The organism is Aeromicrobium sp. CFBP 8757 (assembly GCF_014841755.1).
In the GTDB taxonomy this organism is placed as follows: Bacteria; Actinomycetota; Actinomycetes; order Propionibacteriales; family Nocardioidaceae; genus Aeromicrobium.
The window spans coordinates 242,616-257,829 of record NZ_JACYUM010000002.1 but is presented as its reverse complement, the minus strand read 5'-3'; the positions used below and the strand labels follow the sequence as shown (position 1 = coordinate 257,829).

Annotated in this window: 15 protein-coding genes; 5 read left to right on the top strand and 10 right to left on the bottom strand. The window is 71.6% G+C overall.

Features of this window, described 5'->3' with window-relative positions:
- A complete protein-coding gene (locus IFT73_RS08155; protein WP_192167199.1) occupies window positions 1-663 on the bottom strand; it encodes a lysoplasmalogenase in 663 nt (220 codons plus the stop codon).
- A 46-nt stretch (window positions 664-709) separates the two neighbouring features.
- Complete coding sequence (locus IFT73_RS19565; protein ID WP_192167198.1) at window positions 710-1,669, bottom strand: sensor domain-containing diguanylate cyclase; 960 nt, start codon at window positions 1,667-1,669, stop codon at window positions 710-712.
- Window positions 1,670-1,735: 66 nt separating this feature from the next.
- Between IFT73_RS19565 and IFT73_RS08145 the strand changes: the two genes are divergently transcribed.
- A complete protein-coding gene (locus IFT73_RS08145; RefSeq protein WP_192167197.1) occupies window positions 1,736-3,364 on the top strand; it encodes an amidohydrolase in 1,629 nt (542 codons plus the stop codon).
- 20 nt (window positions 3,365-3,384) lie between these two features.
- Here the strand turns inward: IFT73_RS08145 and IFT73_RS08140 are convergent, their stop codons facing one another.
- The 5 genes from IFT73_RS08140 to IFT73_RS08125 all read right to left on the bottom strand — a co-directional run bounded on the left by IFT73_RS08140 (window position 3,385) and on the right by IFT73_RS08125 (window position 7,418).
- Entirely contained in the window at window positions 3,385-3,759 is a 375-nt protein-coding gene (locus IFT73_RS08140; RefSeq protein ID WP_192167196.1) for a VOC family protein, read from the bottom strand.
- The gene (locus tag IFT73_RS19270) at window positions 3,756-3,884 is read right to left on the bottom strand and encodes a hypothetical protein (protein WP_256435465.1); all 129 of its coding nucleotides are present in this window, start codon (window positions 3,882-3,884) and stop codon (window positions 3,756-3,758) included. Before IFT73_RS19270 ends, IFT73_RS08140 begins: the two co-directional genes overlap by 4 nt.
- A gap of 209 nt (window positions 3,885-4,093) precedes the next feature.
- Window positions 4,094-5,524, bottom strand: coding sequence for an LCP family protein (locus tag IFT73_RS08135; RefSeq protein ID WP_192167195.1), 1,431 nt, complete (start codon window positions 5,522-5,524; stop codon window positions 4,094-4,096).
- Window positions 5,525-5,625: 101 nt separating this feature from the next.
- Entirely contained in the window at window positions 5,626-6,393 is a 768-nt protein-coding gene (locus IFT73_RS08130) for an SDR family NAD(P)-dependent oxidoreductase (RefSeq protein WP_192167194.1), read from the bottom strand.
- A 71-nt stretch (window positions 6,394-6,464) separates the two neighbouring features.
- Entirely contained in the window at window positions 6,465-7,418 is a 954-nt protein-coding gene (locus tag IFT73_RS08125; protein ID WP_192167193.1) for a transporter substrate-binding domain-containing protein, read from the bottom strand.
- 239 nt (window positions 7,419-7,657) lie between these two features.
- Between IFT73_RS08125 and IFT73_RS08120 the strand changes: the two genes are divergently transcribed.
- Together IFT73_RS08120 and IFT73_RS08115 are read left to right on the top strand one after the other, a co-directional pair.
- Window positions 7,658-8,626 (top strand): amino acid ABC transporter permease, encoded by a 969-nt coding sequence (locus tag IFT73_RS08120; RefSeq protein ID WP_197983849.1) that lies wholly within the window; start codon window positions 7,658-7,660, stop codon window positions 8,624-8,626.
- Window positions 8,626-9,426: an amino acid ABC transporter ATP-binding protein gene (locus IFT73_RS08115; protein ID WP_192167192.1), complete on the top strand. Its 801-nt coding sequence runs from the start codon at window positions 8,626-8,628 to the stop codon at window positions 9,424-9,426. Before IFT73_RS08120 ends, IFT73_RS08115 begins: the two co-directional genes overlap by 1 nt.
- Window positions 9,427-9,438: 12 nt before the next feature.
- Here IFT73_RS08115 and IFT73_RS08110 read toward each other — a convergent pair whose 3' ends face one another.
- The 3 genes from IFT73_RS08110 to IFT73_RS08100 all read right to left on the bottom strand — a co-directional run bounded on the left by IFT73_RS08110 (window position 9,439) and on the right by IFT73_RS08100 (window position 12,546).
- Window positions 9,439-10,242, bottom strand: a complete 804-nt coding sequence (locus tag IFT73_RS08110) for an IclR family transcriptional regulator C-terminal domain-containing protein (RefSeq protein ID WP_192167191.1) — start codon at window positions 10,240-10,242, stop codon at window positions 9,439-9,441.
- Between the two features lie 70 nt (window positions 10,243-10,312).
- A complete protein-coding gene (locus IFT73_RS08105) occupies window positions 10,313-11,077 on the bottom strand; it encodes an SDR family NAD(P)-dependent oxidoreductase (RefSeq protein ID WP_192167190.1) in 765 nt (254 codons plus the stop codon).
- Window positions 11,074-12,546: an NAD-dependent succinate-semialdehyde dehydrogenase gene (locus IFT73_RS08100; RefSeq protein ID WP_305852079.1), complete on the bottom strand. Its 1,473-nt coding sequence runs from the start codon at window positions 12,544-12,546 to the stop codon at window positions 11,074-11,076. The genes IFT73_RS08105 and IFT73_RS08100 overlap by 4 nt, the downstream gene beginning before the upstream one ends.
- A gap of 101 nt (window positions 12,547-12,647) precedes the next feature.
- Between IFT73_RS08100 and IFT73_RS08095 the strand changes: the two genes are divergently transcribed.
- Together IFT73_RS08095 and IFT73_RS08090 are read left to right on the top strand one after the other, a co-directional pair.
- Window positions 12,648-14,009: an aminotransferase gene (locus tag IFT73_RS08095; protein WP_192167189.1), complete on the top strand. Its 1,362-nt coding sequence runs from the start codon at window positions 12,648-12,650 to the stop codon at window positions 14,007-14,009.
- Window positions 14,010-14,011: 2 nt separating this feature from the next.
- Window positions 14,012-15,187, top strand: a complete 1,176-nt coding sequence (locus IFT73_RS08090) for an ATP-NAD kinase family protein (RefSeq protein WP_192167188.1) — start codon at window positions 14,012-14,014, stop codon at window positions 15,185-15,187.
- The last annotated feature ends 27 nt before the right edge of the window (window positions 15,188-15,214 follow it).

Sequence of the window (15,214 nt, the reverse complement as noted above, 5' to 3'; positions counted from 1 at the left end):
CTACGGGGCGTCGTGGGGCGTGGTCGCGGGCGTCTGCGCGTCACGGCGCACGACGCCGGTCGCGAGCAGGAGGATCGCGGCGATGTACAGCGTCATGATCGCCAGCCCCGTGGCGGTCGCGTCGGCGTCGATGCGGCCCGCCTGCGACAGCGCGATGATGCCGTCCGACACGAGGAACAGCGCCCCGCCGACGCCCGCCCGGACGTCGACGGCCAGCGAGACCGTCGCGGTGCCGACCAGGAGCGCCGCGTACACCGGGATCGCGGGCTTGAGCGCCGGTTCGAGCCCGCCCCAGCACCACGCGACCATCGCGACCGCGACGACGGCATAGGCGACCGCGGCCTGTGGACGCCGCCTGAGGCGGTCGAGCGCGCCGCGGCGGACGAACAGCGTGACGAAGGCGACGTGGGCGCCCGCGAACGCCGCCATCCCGACGACGAACAGGTCGTCGATCTCGAGGAACAGGTCGCCGAGGAAGCACAGGGCCAGGGCGACGACCAGCAGCCGGGGACCGCCCTGCCGGGCGACCCAGACCGCGAGCAGCGGGGCCAGCAGGCACTTGCTGATGCTGTCGAGCGGGGTCGCGCCTGCGGCGTTCAGGGCCAGGTGCACGACGGCGACGACCCCGAACGCGACGAGCCACGGGCTCCGGACGGCGGTCATGGACGTCACCGTACCGGCGCCGGGCCGCCCCGGGGGCCGTTCGGCGTCAGCCGACCTCGCCGGCGAGGCGGGCGCGGCGCGTCTGCTTGGCCGCGTACATGTCGGCGTCCGCGAGCTCGAACGCACCGGCGACGTCGACGACTCCCGCGCTGGTGGGCGCGCACCCCAGCGAGGCCGCGATCCCGGCGTCGGCCAGGGCCTCGGAGAAGCGGGCGAAGTGGGCGATGAGGTCCTTGACGGCGACGTTGTTCGACAGGATCGCGAACTCGTCACCGCCATAGCGGGCCACGCGGTCGCCGGCGCGTGCCGCCGCGGCGAGCACCTCGCCGGCGTGCCGGATGAGCTCGTCGCCCGCGGCGTGGCCCTCGAGGTCGTTGAGGGCCTTGAGGCCGTCGAGGTCGATGACCGCGATCGCGACGGGGTCGCCGTAGGCGGTGATGCGACGGTCGGCGTCCTCGACGAGCAGGTCCCACCCGCGGCGGTTGACCAGCCCCGTCAGGGCGTCGGTCTGCGCCAGCGCCCGGGCGAGGTCGGCGGTGCGCCGTGCGCGGTCGGCGATGCGGGCCAGCTTGAGCTGCGACGAGAGCAGCCCGGCCATGAGCTCGATCAGGTCGGCGTCGATCTCGTCGAAGCCGCCGAGCGGCTCGGTGCCGACGCCGCACAGCGTGCCGAACGTGCGACCGTCGTCGTCCGTGATGGGGGTGCCGGCATAGGCCCGGACGACGCCCGCGTCGGGCAGGTCGGAGTACGCAGGGTGCTCGGCGGCGTCGAGGACGATGCGGTCGGCGCCGTTGGACATGCGGATGCAGAACGTGTCGTCCCACGGCACGCGGCGCCCCAGCTGCAGCATCTCGTTGTCGCCGGTGTGGATGTGCACCTGCTCGCCGGCCGCGACGCGCGACACCGACCACTCCGGGATCGGGGTGTGCGCCTTCAGGTAGGCGATCACCTGATCGGCGGACGTGCTGAACGTGTCGGCCCCGTTGACCTGCTCCCTCGTGCTCACGGGTCCAGTGTGCCTCGCCGGCGGCGAGCGCGCGGGGTCAACCGTCGATCTGGCACATTGAGGCCCATGACGCACGACCTGACCTTCGTCGACGGCCACTTCTACGCCGGGGGCCGGTGGCTGCGGGACGTCGACACCCTCGTGGTGCGCGACGGCCGGATCGCGGCCATGGGGGTGGGCCTGGCGCCCGAGGGCGAGGTCGTCGACCTGCGGGGCGGGTGGGTGCTGCCCGGGTTCCACGACGCCCACGTGCACCCCGTGCAGGCCGGCCTCGAGATGAACGCCTGCGACCTCTCGCGTGCCGCGGACGTCGAGGGCTACCTGGCGGTCGTCGCGGAGCACCACGCCGCGCACCCGGTCGACGGCGACGGCGGCGAGTGGCTGCTGGGGGGCGGCTGGTCGATGGAGGCGTTCCCGGGCGGCGTGCCGGAGGCACGGCTCCTCGACGCCGTCGTCGGCGACCGCCCGGTCTTCCTGCCGAACCGCGACCACCACAGCGCCTGGGTCAGCACCGCGGCCCTGCGCCTGGCCGGCATCGACGGGTCGACCCCCGACCCGTCGGACGGACGCATCGAGCGCGATCGCGACGGTCGGCCCACCGGTGCCCTCCACGAGGGCGCCATGGAGCTCGTGCGCGCCCTGGTGCCGCCCGCCGACGCGGCGCAGCGGCACGCGGCGCTCATGACGGCGCAGGCGCACCTGCACTCGCTGGGCATCGTCGGGTGGCAGGACGCCCTGGTCGGCGAGGGGCTCGGCATGGCCGACTCGCTCGGCACCTACCTCGACGCGCTCCGCGACGGCTCGCTGACCGCCAAGGTCGTCGCGGCCCTGTGGTGGGACCGCGCCCGCGGTGACGAGCAGGTCGCCGACCTGGTCGCCCGCCGCGACCGTGCCGCGGCCGCGGGCCTCGACGCCGGCAGCGTCAAGATCATGCAGGACGGCGTGTGCGAGACGTTCACGGCCGCCGTGATCGAGCCGTACCTCGACGCGCACGGCCACGCGACGGCGAACGTCGGCCTGTCGTTCATCGAGGCCGCCGACCTGGCCCGTCACGTGCAGCAGCTCGACGCGCTGGGCTTCCAGGTGCACCTGCACGCGCTCGGCGACCGGGCGGTGCGCGACAGCCTCGACGCGATCGAGCACGCGATCGACGTCAACGGGCGGCTGGGCAACCGGCACCACCTCGCGCACGTGCAGATCGTGCACCCCGACGACGTCGACCGCTTCGGCGCGCTCGACGTCACGGCCAACGCGCAGCCCCTGTGGGCGTGCCTCGACGACCAGATGGTCGACCTGACGCTGCCGTTCCTCGGCGAGGTCGCGCGCGAGCAGCAGTACGTCTTCCGGTCGCTGGTCGACGCGGGAGCGCCGCTCGTGTTCGGCAGCGACTGGCCCGTGTCGTCGCCCGACCCGCTCGAGGGCATCCAGGTCGCCGTGACCCGCCGCGAGCCGGGCAGCGCGCTCGAGCCGCTGCTGGCCGACGAGTCGCTGCCGCTCGGGCTCGCGATCGACGCCTACACCCGCGGCAGCGCGTGGATCAGCCGCCGGGACGAATCGTCCGGCGCGCTCGAGGTCGGTCGGGCGGCCGATCTCGTCGTGCTCGACCGCGACCTGCTGGCGGTGTCGCACGACGAGATCGCGACGACCCGCGTGCTGCGCACGTACGTCGACGGCCGCCTCGTGTTCGAGGTCTGACGACCGTCAGGTGGCGGCGGTCAGGTGACGAGGCAGAAGGGGTGCCCTGCCGGGTCGGCGAAGACCTGCCACGGGCGGTCGTCCGGCTCGTCGACGACGTCGCCCAGCCGGCGGGCACCGAGCCCGAGCACGGCCGTCCTCGCGGCGTCCAGGTCGTCCACCTCGACGTCGAGGTGGACCTGCTGCTCGCCGTGCTCCCCGGGCCACGGGGGCGGCTCGAAGGCGTCCACCACCTGGAAGCACACGCGTGCCTCGCCCGGGCGACGCTCGAGCGCCCACCAGTCGTCGTCGCGCTGCACGACCGGGCGGTCGAGCACGGCCGCCCAGAACCCGGCGAGGGGAGCGGGCTCCGCGCAATCGAGCACGATCGAGCGCAGGCTGCCGACGGCCGTCACGACGGGACGGCGTCCGTCCCGTCGGCGTCAGGGTTCGTGACGCTCGGCTCGAGGGGAGGCAGGGGCGCCTCGTCGGGGTCGGGCGTCTCGCCGGGGTTGGTCAGGGGCTCGGGATTCTCGGTCATGACGGCTCCGTACCCGCCGTGCGCCGCCGCAACCCCGCGGTTTCCCAGGTTCACCCCGGAAGCTTCCGGGATGAACCTGGGATGTGGACGCCTCACCCCGGCGGCAACAGGGGTGTGGTGCCGATTTCCCGGGTTCACCCCGAATCCGGCGCACGGGACGCGCGGAAGCCGGGGTGAACCTGGGAAACCGCCGCCGCGGCGACCGCGGCTCAGACGCAGAGGGAGTCGTTGGCCTTGCGGCTCGTGGCCTTGACGGGCTTGGGCTTGACCGGGTCGGTGCCGGCCTCGATGCGGTCGGCACCGATGATGAGCCACACGCCCGAGATGTCCTGCTGCACGATCTCGGCCTCGAAGCCGAAGTCGGCGTTGATGGCCTCGGCGGTGGCCTGCGCCTCGGGCGTGCCGTCGACGAAGATGCGGGTCGCGGTCGCGGGCTTCTGCGCCGTGGCCACGCTGGTGACGGAGTAGCCGAGCCCCGTCATCGCGGTCTGGGCCGAGGTGCCGAGGCCCGACGTCTGCGCCGCGTTGAGCACCCGGACGGGCGTCGAGCGCGGGTCGCTGGTCTCGGTGCCGCCGCCCGAGCCGTTGCCGCCGGCGTCGGTCGACTCCTCGCCCTCGACCGGCATCTCCTGGTCCTTCTTGATGGCCTTGAAGATCGTGTCGGCGTCATCGGTCTTGACGACGCGGTTGGGATCCTGCGGGGCCGCGCCGTTGGGCATCGTCACGAAGGTGATGCCCGAGTCGGGCACCGCGCGCGCCCGCTTGGCCAGACCCGTCAGGTCGGGGATCGACGAGATGCCCTCGTCGACCGTGATCGAGCTCGTGAGCGCGTTGACGAACTTGAAGAGCTTGTCGGGCCGGGTGAGGACGCTCGTGCTGCGCGCCTGGTTGATGATCGACGACATCACGACCTGCTGGTGGCCGAGACGGCCGATGTCGCTGCCGTCGCCGACGGCGTGACGGGTGCGGGCCAGCGCGAGCGCGTCCTTGCCCTTGATCTTCTGCTCGCCGGCGGGAAGGTCGAGCTTGGCGTCCTTGTCGACCAGCGCCTCGTCGAGGCACACGTTGACGCCGCCGAGGGCGTTGACCATCGACGCGAAGCCGTCGAAGTCGAGCTGCACGAAGTGGTCGATGCGCACGTCGCTCAGGGTCTCGACGGCCTTGACCGAGCACGCCGGGCCACCGTCGAGGGCCGCGTTGATCATCTGGTCGGTGCCGCCGGCGAAGGCACCGCTGCCGGTGTCCTTGCACGCCGGGAGGTCGAGCAGCGTGTCGCGGGGGATCTGCACCGCGTCGATGCGGGTGTTGCCCTTCGAGAAGTGCACCAGCATCAGGGCGTCGCTGCGCTGCGAGCCGGTGCCCTTGCCGTACTCGTCGGTGCCGAGGTCGCGGGAGTCCGAGCCGATGAACAGGATGTTCATGGCGCCCTTGGGGGTCTTGTCCTTGACGACCGACTCGGTCAGCGGTGCCTTGTCGATGTTGCCCTGCAGCTTCCAGATCGCCGCGGCGGCGCCGACGCCCAGCACCAGCACCAGCACGCCGACACCGAGCAGCGCGCGACGCACGAGGATGCGGCGTCGCGAGGGCTCGCGTCGGCGCTTCGGCGCGGTGTCCGTCGGCGCGGGGTCGGGGGTCGTCACTCGTGGGCTCCTGGTGTCGGCAGAACTTCCAGAGTACGAGCACAACCTGAGCAGAGGCTAGGAATGGCGCGTGATCTGTCCCGCACGTGTCGGCCGACGGCTCACAGGGGAGGGTCGTAGCGACCGTCGACGACGGTCCACCCGCCGTCGACCGTCAGCGTGCTGCCGGTGACGTACGACGCCGCGTCGGAGGCGAGGAACACCGAGGCGCCGGCGATCTCGGACGGCTGCGCCCAGCGTCCCATCGCGTTCTTCTGCGAGTACGCGTCGTACCACTCCTGGTTCGACCGCAGGCTCTGCGTCAGCGGTGTCTCGACGACGCCGGGGGCGATCGCGTTGACCCGCACGCCGCGGGGGCTCAGCTCGGACGCGGCGCCGCGGACCAGCTGCGCGACGCCGGCCTTGGAGACGCCGTAGATCCCCTGACCGGGCTCGATGAGCGTCGCGCGGATCGACGAGAACGCGATGATCGAGCCGCTGCCGCGCTCGGTCATGGCGGGGGCGAAGCTGCGGATCGCGTCCCAGCACGACACGAGGTTGAGCTGCAGCACGTCGTCGACCTCCTGCATCGTCAGGTCGACGAGCGGCTTGCGGGCGCCGCGGGCGGGCAGGTGCACGAGGACGTCGGTGGTGCCGAGCTCGTCGGCCATCGCCAGGAGGGCGCCGGGCTCGAGGACGTCGACCCGGTACGTCGTCATGCCGGCGTGCTGGGAGGCCGTCTCGTCGAGCAGCGACTGGTCGACGTCGGCCACCGTGACGTCGGCGCCGTGCGCCGCGAGCGCGAGGGCCGTCTCGCGTCCGATGCCGCGTCCCCCGCCGATCACGACGGCGCGGCGACCCGTGAGGTCGAACAGCTTCGAGTAGTCCATGGGTCTCCGATCAGACGGACGTGGCCGGGCGAAGAGGTCTTCGCCCGGCCACGTCGAGGGTGGTGCCGGTGTCAGCTGGTGGGGTTGATCTGCGACTTGTCGAGCAGGCCGAAGTCGACGTCCCACTTCTTCAGGATCGTCTCGTACGTGCCGTCCTCCATGAGCTTGTCCATCGCGGCGGCGATGGGCTCGGTCATGCCGGACGTCTTCGAGACGCCGATGCCCTCGAGGGCGGGCTGGTAGTCGAGCGGCTGCAGCTTGAAGCCCTTGGTCTCGCGCAGGAGCCAGGCGAGCTGTCCCTTGGCGGTGGCGAAGGCGTCGGCGCGGCCGTTCTTGACGGCGAGCTGGGCCGCGGCCTGCTGCGGGTACGCCTTGACGGTCGGCGCCTTCTTCCCGGCGTCGGTGCAGGTCGTGCTGACCTCCTCGAGCTGCGAGATGAACGACGAGCCGGCGAGGGCCGCGACGTTCAGGCCGCACAGGTCCTCGGGGGTCGAGATCGTCAGGTCGCTGTCCTCGTTCGTCATGACGCCCGTCGAGTTCTCGTGGACGGCGACGATGTCGACGACCTTGAGACGCTCGGGGAGGACCGTCAGCGACGCCCACGGGCCGGTGATGTAGCGACCGTTCTGGATGCTGGGGATGAAGGTGTCGAACGCTCCGGACGCCTCGGGGGCCCACGTGAGGCCGAGCAGCGCCGAGACGGCCTCGCCGAACTCGGGGCCCCAGCCCGTGATCTTGCCGTCCTCGTCGACGAACGTGTCGGCGGGCGCGTTGTCGTAGACGATCGCGGTCAGCTCGCCCTTGTCGGCGACGTCCTTCGGCACCATGGCCGCGAGCTCGTCGTCCTTGGTGATGCTGACGCCGGCGACGGTGACTCCCTGGTCGGAACCGCTGCCTCCGGAGGAGGCGCTGCCTCCGTCGCTGTCGGATCCGCTGCCGCACGCCCCGAGAACGGCGGTCATGACGGCCGCGGTCGCGAGGGACACGATCGCCTTACGAGCACTGCTGGATCGCAGAGATGCCATGGGTCTTTCTCCTGATGAATGGGTTGTTGCCGCCGACTACCCCGAGATCGGAGGGACTGATCGTGTTCGCTGTGCGACCAGACGTTCGAAGTGTGTACATCTGCGGTCACTACTGTCAAGGGATCTCGGTCCCGGACGATGTTAAGTGTTCGTTAAGCGAACGAATGGTCGCTTGACGAACGACTCGACTCTGCCTAGGTTGTGGGTATGACGTGTGACTCAGGTAACGGGGCGACCCGATGAATCGAACCACGACAGCGACACGACCCGCCGAGCCGGGCGACGACTCGATGACGCCGGTCCGCTCGCGCCGGTCGCCGCTCGTGGGCACCGTGCTGGCCTGGGCGGCGAAGATCATCGTCCTGCTGCTCGCCTTCCAGGTCGTCGCGACCTTCCTGTCGTCCGACAGCCTCCAGTGGTCGGTCGTGTGGTCGTACATGTTCGACGGCGACGTGCTGGCCGGTGTCGCCCGCACTATCCAGCTCACCGTCATCGCGATGGTGCTGGGCTGCCTGATCGGCCTCGTCCTCGCCCTCATGCGACTCTCGCCGAGCATCGTTCTCAACGCGGTCTCGGGCGCGTACATCTGGGTCTTCCGCGGCACGCCGGTCCTCGTCCAGATCCTGTTCTGGTACAACCTCGCGAGCTTCCTGCCGGAGCTGTCGATCGGCATCCCGTTCGGCCCGGACCTCGTCAGCGGCTCGACCAACGACCTCATCACGCCGCTCGTCGCCGCGACCCTCGGACTGGGGCTGTGCGAGGGCGCCTACATGGCCGAGATCTTCCGCGCCGGCATCCTGTCGGTCGACCACGGACAGACCGAGGCGTCGGCCGCGCTCGGCATGACGCGCCGCCAGTCGATGCGCCGCATCATCCTCCCGCAGGCCATGCGCGTCATCGTGCCGCCCACGGGCAACCAGGTCATCTCGATGCTCAAGGGCACGAGCCTGGTCAGCATCATCTCGATGAACGAGCTCCTCTACACCGTGCAGGTCATCTACGCCCGCACGTTCGAGACCATCCCGCTGCTGGTCGTGGCGAGCATCTGGTACCTCGTCCTGACCACGGTCCTGAACATCGCCCAGTACTTCATCGAGCGAAAGTTCGCCAAGGGCGCGACCCGCAACGCCCCCGTCACGTGGCGTGACCGGTTGCCGCAGCGGCGCAAGCCCACCGAGAAGTTCTTCAGCCACGAGGAGACCATCTGATGACCGCCGACCCGCTCGTCAGGATCGACCAGCTGTGCAAGCGCTACGGATCGCTGCGCGTCCTCGACGGGGTCGACCTCGAGGTCGACGCCGGTGAGGTCGTCTGCATCATCGGCCCGTCGGGCTCGGGCAAGAGCACGCTGCTGCGCTGCGTCAACTTCCTCGAGAAGCCCGACCACGGCACGATCCGGGTCGACGGCGAGCTGATCGGCGTGCAGGAGCGCAAGGGCAGGCTCGTCGACGTCCCGGTCGCCGACCTCGCGCGCCAGCGCTCGTCGATCGGCATGGTCTTCCAGTCGTTCAACCTGTTCGGCCACATGACGGTGCTCGAGAACATCGTCGAGGCGCCGGTCCGCGTCGCGGGGCAGCCGAAGGCCGACGCCGAGAAGCGGGCCCGCGAGCTCCTCGCCCACGTGCGCCTCGAGGGCAAGGAGGACGCCTACCCCCGCCAGCTGTCGGGCGGCCAGCAGCAGCGTGTCGCGATCGCCCGCGCGCTGGCGATGCGCCCCAAGGTCATGCTGTTCGACGAGCCGACGTCGGCGCTCGACCCCGAGACCGTCGGCGAGGTGCTGTCGGTCATGAAGCTGCTGGCCGACGAGGGCCTCACGATGCTGATCGTGACCCACGAGATCGAGTTCGCCCGCGACGTGGCCGACCGCGTCGTGTTCGTCGACGGCGGCAAGATCATCGAGCAGGGCCCCGCGGCCCAGGTCATCGACGACCCGCAGGAGGAGCGCACGCAGCGGTTCCTGTCGCGCATCGGCAGCGCGGGCGACCGCGAGACCCGGCCCGCGGTCTGAGGGCCGCCGGCCTCAGCTCAGCCGGAGGTGCGAGATGTCGGCGCCGATCTGCGCCGTCGTCGACAAGAGCTCGGGCAGGAACTCGTCGACCAGCTGCTCGACCGACACGCGTGACGTCGGCACCGAGATGTTGACGGCGTTGACGAACCGGCCGGTGGCGTCCGCCACGGGGGCCGCGATCGAGCGGGCCCCGAGCTCGAGCTCCTGGTTGTTGATCGACCAGCCGCGCTCGCGCACCTCGGCGAGACGCTCGCGCAGCTCGCCCTCGTCGGTGATGGTCTGCGCCGTGAAGCTCTCGCGCGGATAGGTCGCGAAGTACTCGTCGAGCTGGTCGTCGGTGAACGACGACAGCAGCACGCGACCGGTCGACGTGCAGAACGCCGGCAGGCGACGTCCGACGCTCAGGCGGATCGTCATGATGCGGTCGGCCGCCGCGCGGGCGATGTAGACGATGTCGCCGTCGTCGTACTCGCACGCCGAGCACGACTCGCCGATGCGGGCCGAGAGCTTGTCGAGGTGGTCCTGCGTGACCTCGACGCTCGACGACGACGACAGGAACGCGTAGCCGAGGTCGAGCACGCGCGGCCGCAGGTAGAACCGGCTCTGCCGGTACCCGACGTAGCCGAGGGTCTCGAGCGTCAGCAGGAACCGTCGCGCGGACGCCCGGCTGAGGCCCGCGATCTTGGCGACCTCGGCCAGGGTCAGCATGTCGTTGTCGTCGGAGAACGCCCGGATGACGGCCAGGCCTCGGTCGAGCGACTGGACGAACTCGCCGGGACGACGGTCGTCGGCCGCGTCCGTCTCGGTCTGGGGCATGCTGCCTCCTAGGGGCACGGTGGTTCGCAGGGCGAACATAGTGTGTCGGCCTGCCGATGGCAAGAATCCGTCACCGCACGTACGACGCACCGTTGACGTCGAGGGTCGCGCCGCTGAGGTGCCGCAGACGTCCCTCGCACAGGACGGCCACGAGCTCGGCGATCTCCTCGGGCGGCACGAGCTCGCCCATCGCGAGGGTGCGGCGGATCTCGTCGAGCCCGCCGCGGTCGAGCGAGGACGACGCCGTCATCTCGGTGTCGACGGCACCCGGGGCGATCAGGTACGTCAGCACGCCCCGCGGCGCGTACGCGCGCGCCACGGTCTTGAGCAGCGCGGCGTACGCGGCCTTCGACGCGGCGTACGTCGCGAGGTTCGGGTGCCCGGCGCCGCGGTGCGTCACCCAGCTGCTGATGCCCACCACGACGCCCTCGCCGTGGCCCGCGAAGTGCTCGGCGGCGCGGCGCGTGAGGTCGGCGGGGCTCAGCGTGTTGACCTGCAGGGCCGTGCGGAACGTGTCGTCCCACTCCGCGTCGGGGGCGTCGATCTCGACCTTCGGCATGATGCCGGCGTTGAGGACCACTGCGTCGACGCGACCCACGGCCTCGAGGGTCGCGTCCCAGAGGCCCGCGGCACCCTCGGGGTGGCTCAGGTCGGCGGGCAGCAGGTGCACTCGGTCGGAGGCGAACCCCCGCGTCGCCTCGTCGGCGCCCTCGCGGCTGCTGTTGTAGTGGGCGACGAGCGTCGCCCCCGTGCCGGCGAGCCGCTCGGCGATCGCCCGTCCGACGCCGCGCGAGGCGCCGGTCAGCAGGATGGTCTTGCCCGTCAGGTCGTTCATCGGATCCCCTCCACGCACACGTACTTCAGCTCGGTGAACTCGTCGAGGCCGTGGCTGCTGCCCTCGCGCCCGAGGCCCGACTGCTTGACGCCGCCGAACGGCGCCCCCTCGTAGGAGATGAGGCCCGTGTTGACGCCGACGACGCCGAACTCGAGCGCCTCGCTGACGCGCGTCACGCGGCCGAGGTCGTGGCTGAAGAAGTAGGCGGCGAGCCCGAAGGGCGTGTCGTTGGCCATCGCGACGGCCTCGTCCTCGGTCGAGAAGGTGAAGATCGGAGCGACGGGCCCGAACGTCTCCTCGTGGGCGATGACCATGTCGGGGCGCGCGCCGTCGAGCACCGTCGGCTCGAAGTACGTGCCGCCCAGCTCGTGGGGACGCCCTCCGAGCAGCACCGTCGCGCCCTTGTCGACGGCGTCGGCGACGTGCGCCGAGACCTTGTCGACCGCGGCCTGCGAGATCAGCGGCCCCTGCGTCGACTCCGGGTCGCGCCCGTCGCCGACCTTGAGCTCGCGCACGGCGGCCGTGAACGCCTCGACGAAGCGGTCGTGGATGCCGTCCTGGACGAGGATGCGGTTGGCGCACACGCACGTCTGGCCGGCGTTGCGGAACTTCGACGCCACGGCGCCCTTCACGGCCTCGTCGAGGTCGGCGTCGTCGAACACGATGAGCGGCGCGTTGCCGCCGAGCTCGAGCGCGAGCTTCTTGACGGTGCTGCTCGACTGCTTCATCAGCAGCTTGCCGATCGCGGTCGAGCCCGTGAAGCTCAGCGCCCGCACCGACTCGTGGGTCGTCAGCACGTCGCCGATCATCGCGGCGTCGCCGTGGACCACGTTCAGGACGCCCGCCGGGACGCCGGCGCGGTGCGCCAGCTCGGCCAGCGCGAAGGCCGACAGCGGCGTCTCGCTGGCCGGCTTGACGATCATGGTGCACCCGGCCGCGAGGGCGGGGGCGACCTTGCGCAGGATCATCGCCGACGGGAAGTTCCACGGCGTGATGGCGCACGTGACGCCGATCGCGCTGCGCGTGACCTGGATGCGCCGACCGTCGACGTTCGGCGGGATGATCTCGCCGTAGACGCGCTTGGCCTCCTCGGCGTACCACTCGACGAAGCCGGCCCCGTAGATGATCTCTCCGCGGGCCTCGGCGAGGGGCTTGCCCTGCTCGGCGGTCAGGATCTCGGCCAGGCCGTCGGCCTCCTCGACGATCAGGTCGAACCAGCGCCGCAGGATCCGCGACCGCTCGGGGGCGGGGCGGCGCGACCACTCGACGAAGGCGCGCTCGGCGACCGCGACGGTCTCGAGGACGTCGTCGCGCGTCGCGTCGGCGACCTGCGCGACGAGCTCGCCGGTCGAGGGGTCGACGACGTCGGTGCGCACGCCGTCGCCGCCGGCGCGCCACTGCCCGTCGATGTAGAGGTCGGTCCGGAGCAGGCCCGAGGCCTCGGACCCTTCGGTGGCACTGGTCATCATGGAACCCAATCGTCGTCGGAGAACGGTGGACGTCGTCCACTCTAGCGGGTACGTTCGTCTAGCGACCATAAGTTCGCCCTTCGAACGAAAGAGAGGTGCCCATGTCGATCGCCGACCTGGACCGGGACTACGTCTTCCACCCGTTCACCGTGCTGGCCACGCACCAGCAGTCGGGTCCGCCGATCTCGATCGTCGAGGCGCACGGCTCGACCGTCGTCGACGCCGACGGTCGCCGCTACCTCGACGCCATGGCGGGGCTGTGGTGCGTCAACATCGGCTACTCGCACCCCGAGATGGCCGACGCGCTGCACCGCCAGGCCTCGAAGCTGCCGTACTTCCACGCCTTCTCGTCGATGGGCACCGAGGCCCCCGCGCGCCTCGCCGAGCGCCTGATCCAGATGGCGCCCGTGCCGATGGCCAAGGTGTTCTTCGGCAACTCCGGTTCCGACGCGAACGACACGCAGGCCAAGCTCGTCTGGTACTACAACAACCTGCTGGGACGCCCCGAGAAGAAGAAGATCATCTCGCGGCACCGCGGCTACCACGGCGTGACGGTGCTGTCGGGTGGCCTCACGGGCCTGGCGAACCTGCACGACGGCTTCGACCTGCCGCTGCCGATGATCCGGCACGTCCGCCCGCCCCACCGCCTGTGGGAGCGTGAGCCCGGCGCGACCGACGAGGAGTTCGCCCGCACCCTCGCGCAGGAGCTCGACGACCTGATCGTGGCCGAGGGCCCCGACACCGTCGCGGCCTTCATCGCCGAGCCGGTCATGGCCGCCGGCGGCGTCATCGTCCCGCCGGAGACGTACTTCCCCGAGATCCAGAAGGTGCTCGACAAGTACGACGTGCTGCTGATCGCCGACGAGGTCGTCTGCGGCTTCGGACGCCTGGGCGTCGAGTTCGGCAGCACCGCGGTCGGTGCGCGCCCCGACCTCATGACCGTGGCCAAGGGCATCACGTCGGCCTACGTCCCGCTCTCGGCGTGCCTCGTCGGCAGCAAGGTGTGGGACGTCATCGTCGAGGGCTCGAGCCGCTACGGCGCGTTCGGCCACGGCTACACGTACTCGGCGCACCCGCTCGCCGCGGCGGCCGCCATGACGAACCTCGACATCATCGAGCGCGACGGGCTCGTGCAGCGGGCCGGAGACCTCGGCACGCTGCTGCACTCGGAGCTGCGGAGCGCCTTCGCCGACCACCCGAACGTCGCGGAGATCCGTGGCACGGGCCTGGTCGCGGCGGTCGAGTTCGTCAAGGACCCCGCGTCGCGCACGCCGTTCGACGCGGTGGGCCAGTTCAGTGCCGCCGTGACCCGGGCGTCGCTCGAGAACGGCGTCGTGACGCGCGCCCTCCCGGCCGCCGACACGGTCTCGTTCTCGCCGCCGTTCACGACGACGGAGGACGAGATCCGGGCCATGGTCGACGGCGTGAGGCGGGCCGCCGAGTCCGTCGCGGTGAAGGCCTGACCATGGTTCGGGCGGTCGGTGGCGACGAGGTGGTCGGCGGGCGGGTGATCGGCGTGCTGGTCAACCCGATCGCCGGCTACGGCGGGCCCCGCGCGATGCACGGGACCGCCGACCTCGACGACCGCCAGCACCGCGAGGCGCTCGAGGCCGGACGTGCGACCGACCGCATGCGCCGTGCCCTCGCGCGGGCCGCCGACCGGCTCCCGCGCGGCACCCGGTTCGTGACGGCCCCCGGGGCCCTCGGGGCCGACCTGCTGGCCGACATGGGACTCGACCACCGCGTGGTCGGTCGGGCCGCGTCGGGCCTCACCACGGTGTCCGACACCGTCGCGGCGGCACGCGCGGTCGTGGGCCTCGACCTCGGCGTCGACTGCCTGCTGTTCTCGGGCGGCGACGGCACCGCGACCGACCTGGCCGGCTACGTCGGCACGACGCTGGTCGTCGGCGTGCCGGCCGGCGTGAAGATGCACTCGGGCGTCTTCGCCCGCACCCCTGAGGCCGCCGGCGACCTGCTGCTCGCGGTGGTCGAGGGTCGGGTGCGGTCCGAGTCGTGCGACCTGCTCGACGTCGTCGGCGGCGACGGCGACGGACCGCAAGTGACCGGGTCGGTGCGGGTGCCCGTCGCCCGCGCCCTGCTGCAGGGCGCGAAGCGGACGTCCGCGGTGCCCGACCCGTCGATGCTCGAGGCCGTCGGCCGCCAGCTCCGTGCCACCGCGGGCCCCGGTGCGCAGTGGGTGCTGGGCCCCGGCGCCACGGTCGCCGACGTCGCGCGCGGGCTCGGCCTGACGTCGACGGTCCACGGCGTCGACGTCGTGGCGGCCGACGGCTCGGCGGTGCGCGACGCGACCGAGCACCAGGTCTTCGACGCCGCCGCCGACCCCGCCACCCACGTGCTGCTCGGCGTGGTCGGTGGGCAGGGCTTCCTGCTCGGTCGTGGCAACCACGAGCTCAGCGCCCGCGTGCTCGACCGCGTCGGGCCAGACCGCCTGCACGTCGTCGCGGCTGCCTCGAAGCTCGCATCGCTCAGCCCGCCCGTGCTGCACGTCGACCTCGGCGACGCCGAGCCGGTCCGCGGCCTCGACGGCTACCGCCCGGTCCACGTCGGGCCGGGACGCACGACCATGATGCGGATCGTCAGCTCCGCCGCCCCCTCGATCGACATCCCCGCGCTCGCGTAGCGCACGACCTCCACGGAAGGACCGCAT

Excerpts from the sequence above, each read along its gene's own strand:
- IFT73_RS08155 (WP_192167199.1), bottom strand. The coding sequence starts at position 663 with ATGACCGCCGTCCGGAGCCCGTGGCTCGTCGCGTTCGGGGTCGTCGCC.
- IFT73_RS08145 (WP_192167197.1), top strand. The coding sequence starts at position 1,736 with ATGACGCACGACCTGACCTTCGTCGACGGCCACTTCTACGCCGGGGGC.
- IFT73_RS19270 (WP_256435465.1), bottom strand. The coding sequence starts at position 3,884 with ATGACCGAGAATCCCGAGCCCCTGACCAACCCCGGCGAGACGCCCGAC.
- IFT73_RS08130 (WP_192167194.1), bottom strand. The coding sequence starts at position 6,393 with ATGGACTACTCGAAGCTGTTCGACCTCACGGGTCGCCGCGCCGTCGTG.
- IFT73_RS08125 (WP_192167193.1), bottom strand. The coding sequence starts at position 7,418 with ATGGCATCTCTGCGATCCAGCAGTGCTCGTAAGGCGATCGTGTCCCTC.
- IFT73_RS08120 (WP_197983849.1), top strand. The coding sequence starts at position 7,658 with ATGAATCGAACCACGACAGCGACACGACCCGCCGAGCCGGGCGACGAC.
- IFT73_RS08115 (WP_192167192.1), top strand. The coding sequence starts at position 8,626 with ATGACCGCCGACCCGCTCGTCAGGATCGACCAGCTGTGCAAGCGCTAC.
- IFT73_RS08110 (WP_192167191.1), bottom strand. The coding sequence starts at position 10,242 with ATGCCCCAGACCGAGACGGACGCGGCCGACGACCGTCGTCCCGGCGAG.
- IFT73_RS08105 (WP_192167190.1), bottom strand. The coding sequence starts at position 11,077 with ATGAACGACCTGACGGGCAAGACCATCCTGCTGACCGGCGCCTCGCGC.
- IFT73_RS08100 (WP_305852079.1), bottom strand. The coding sequence starts at position 12,546 with ATGATGACCAGTGCCACCGAAGGGTCCGAGGCCTCGGGCCTGCTCCGG.
- IFT73_RS08095 (WP_192167189.1), top strand. The coding sequence starts at position 12,648 with ATGTCGATCGCCGACCTGGACCGGGACTACGTCTTCCACCCGTTCACC.
- IFT73_RS08090 (WP_192167188.1), top strand. The coding sequence starts at position 14,012 with ATGGTTCGGGCGGTCGGTGGCGACGAGGTGGTCGGCGGGCGGGTGATC.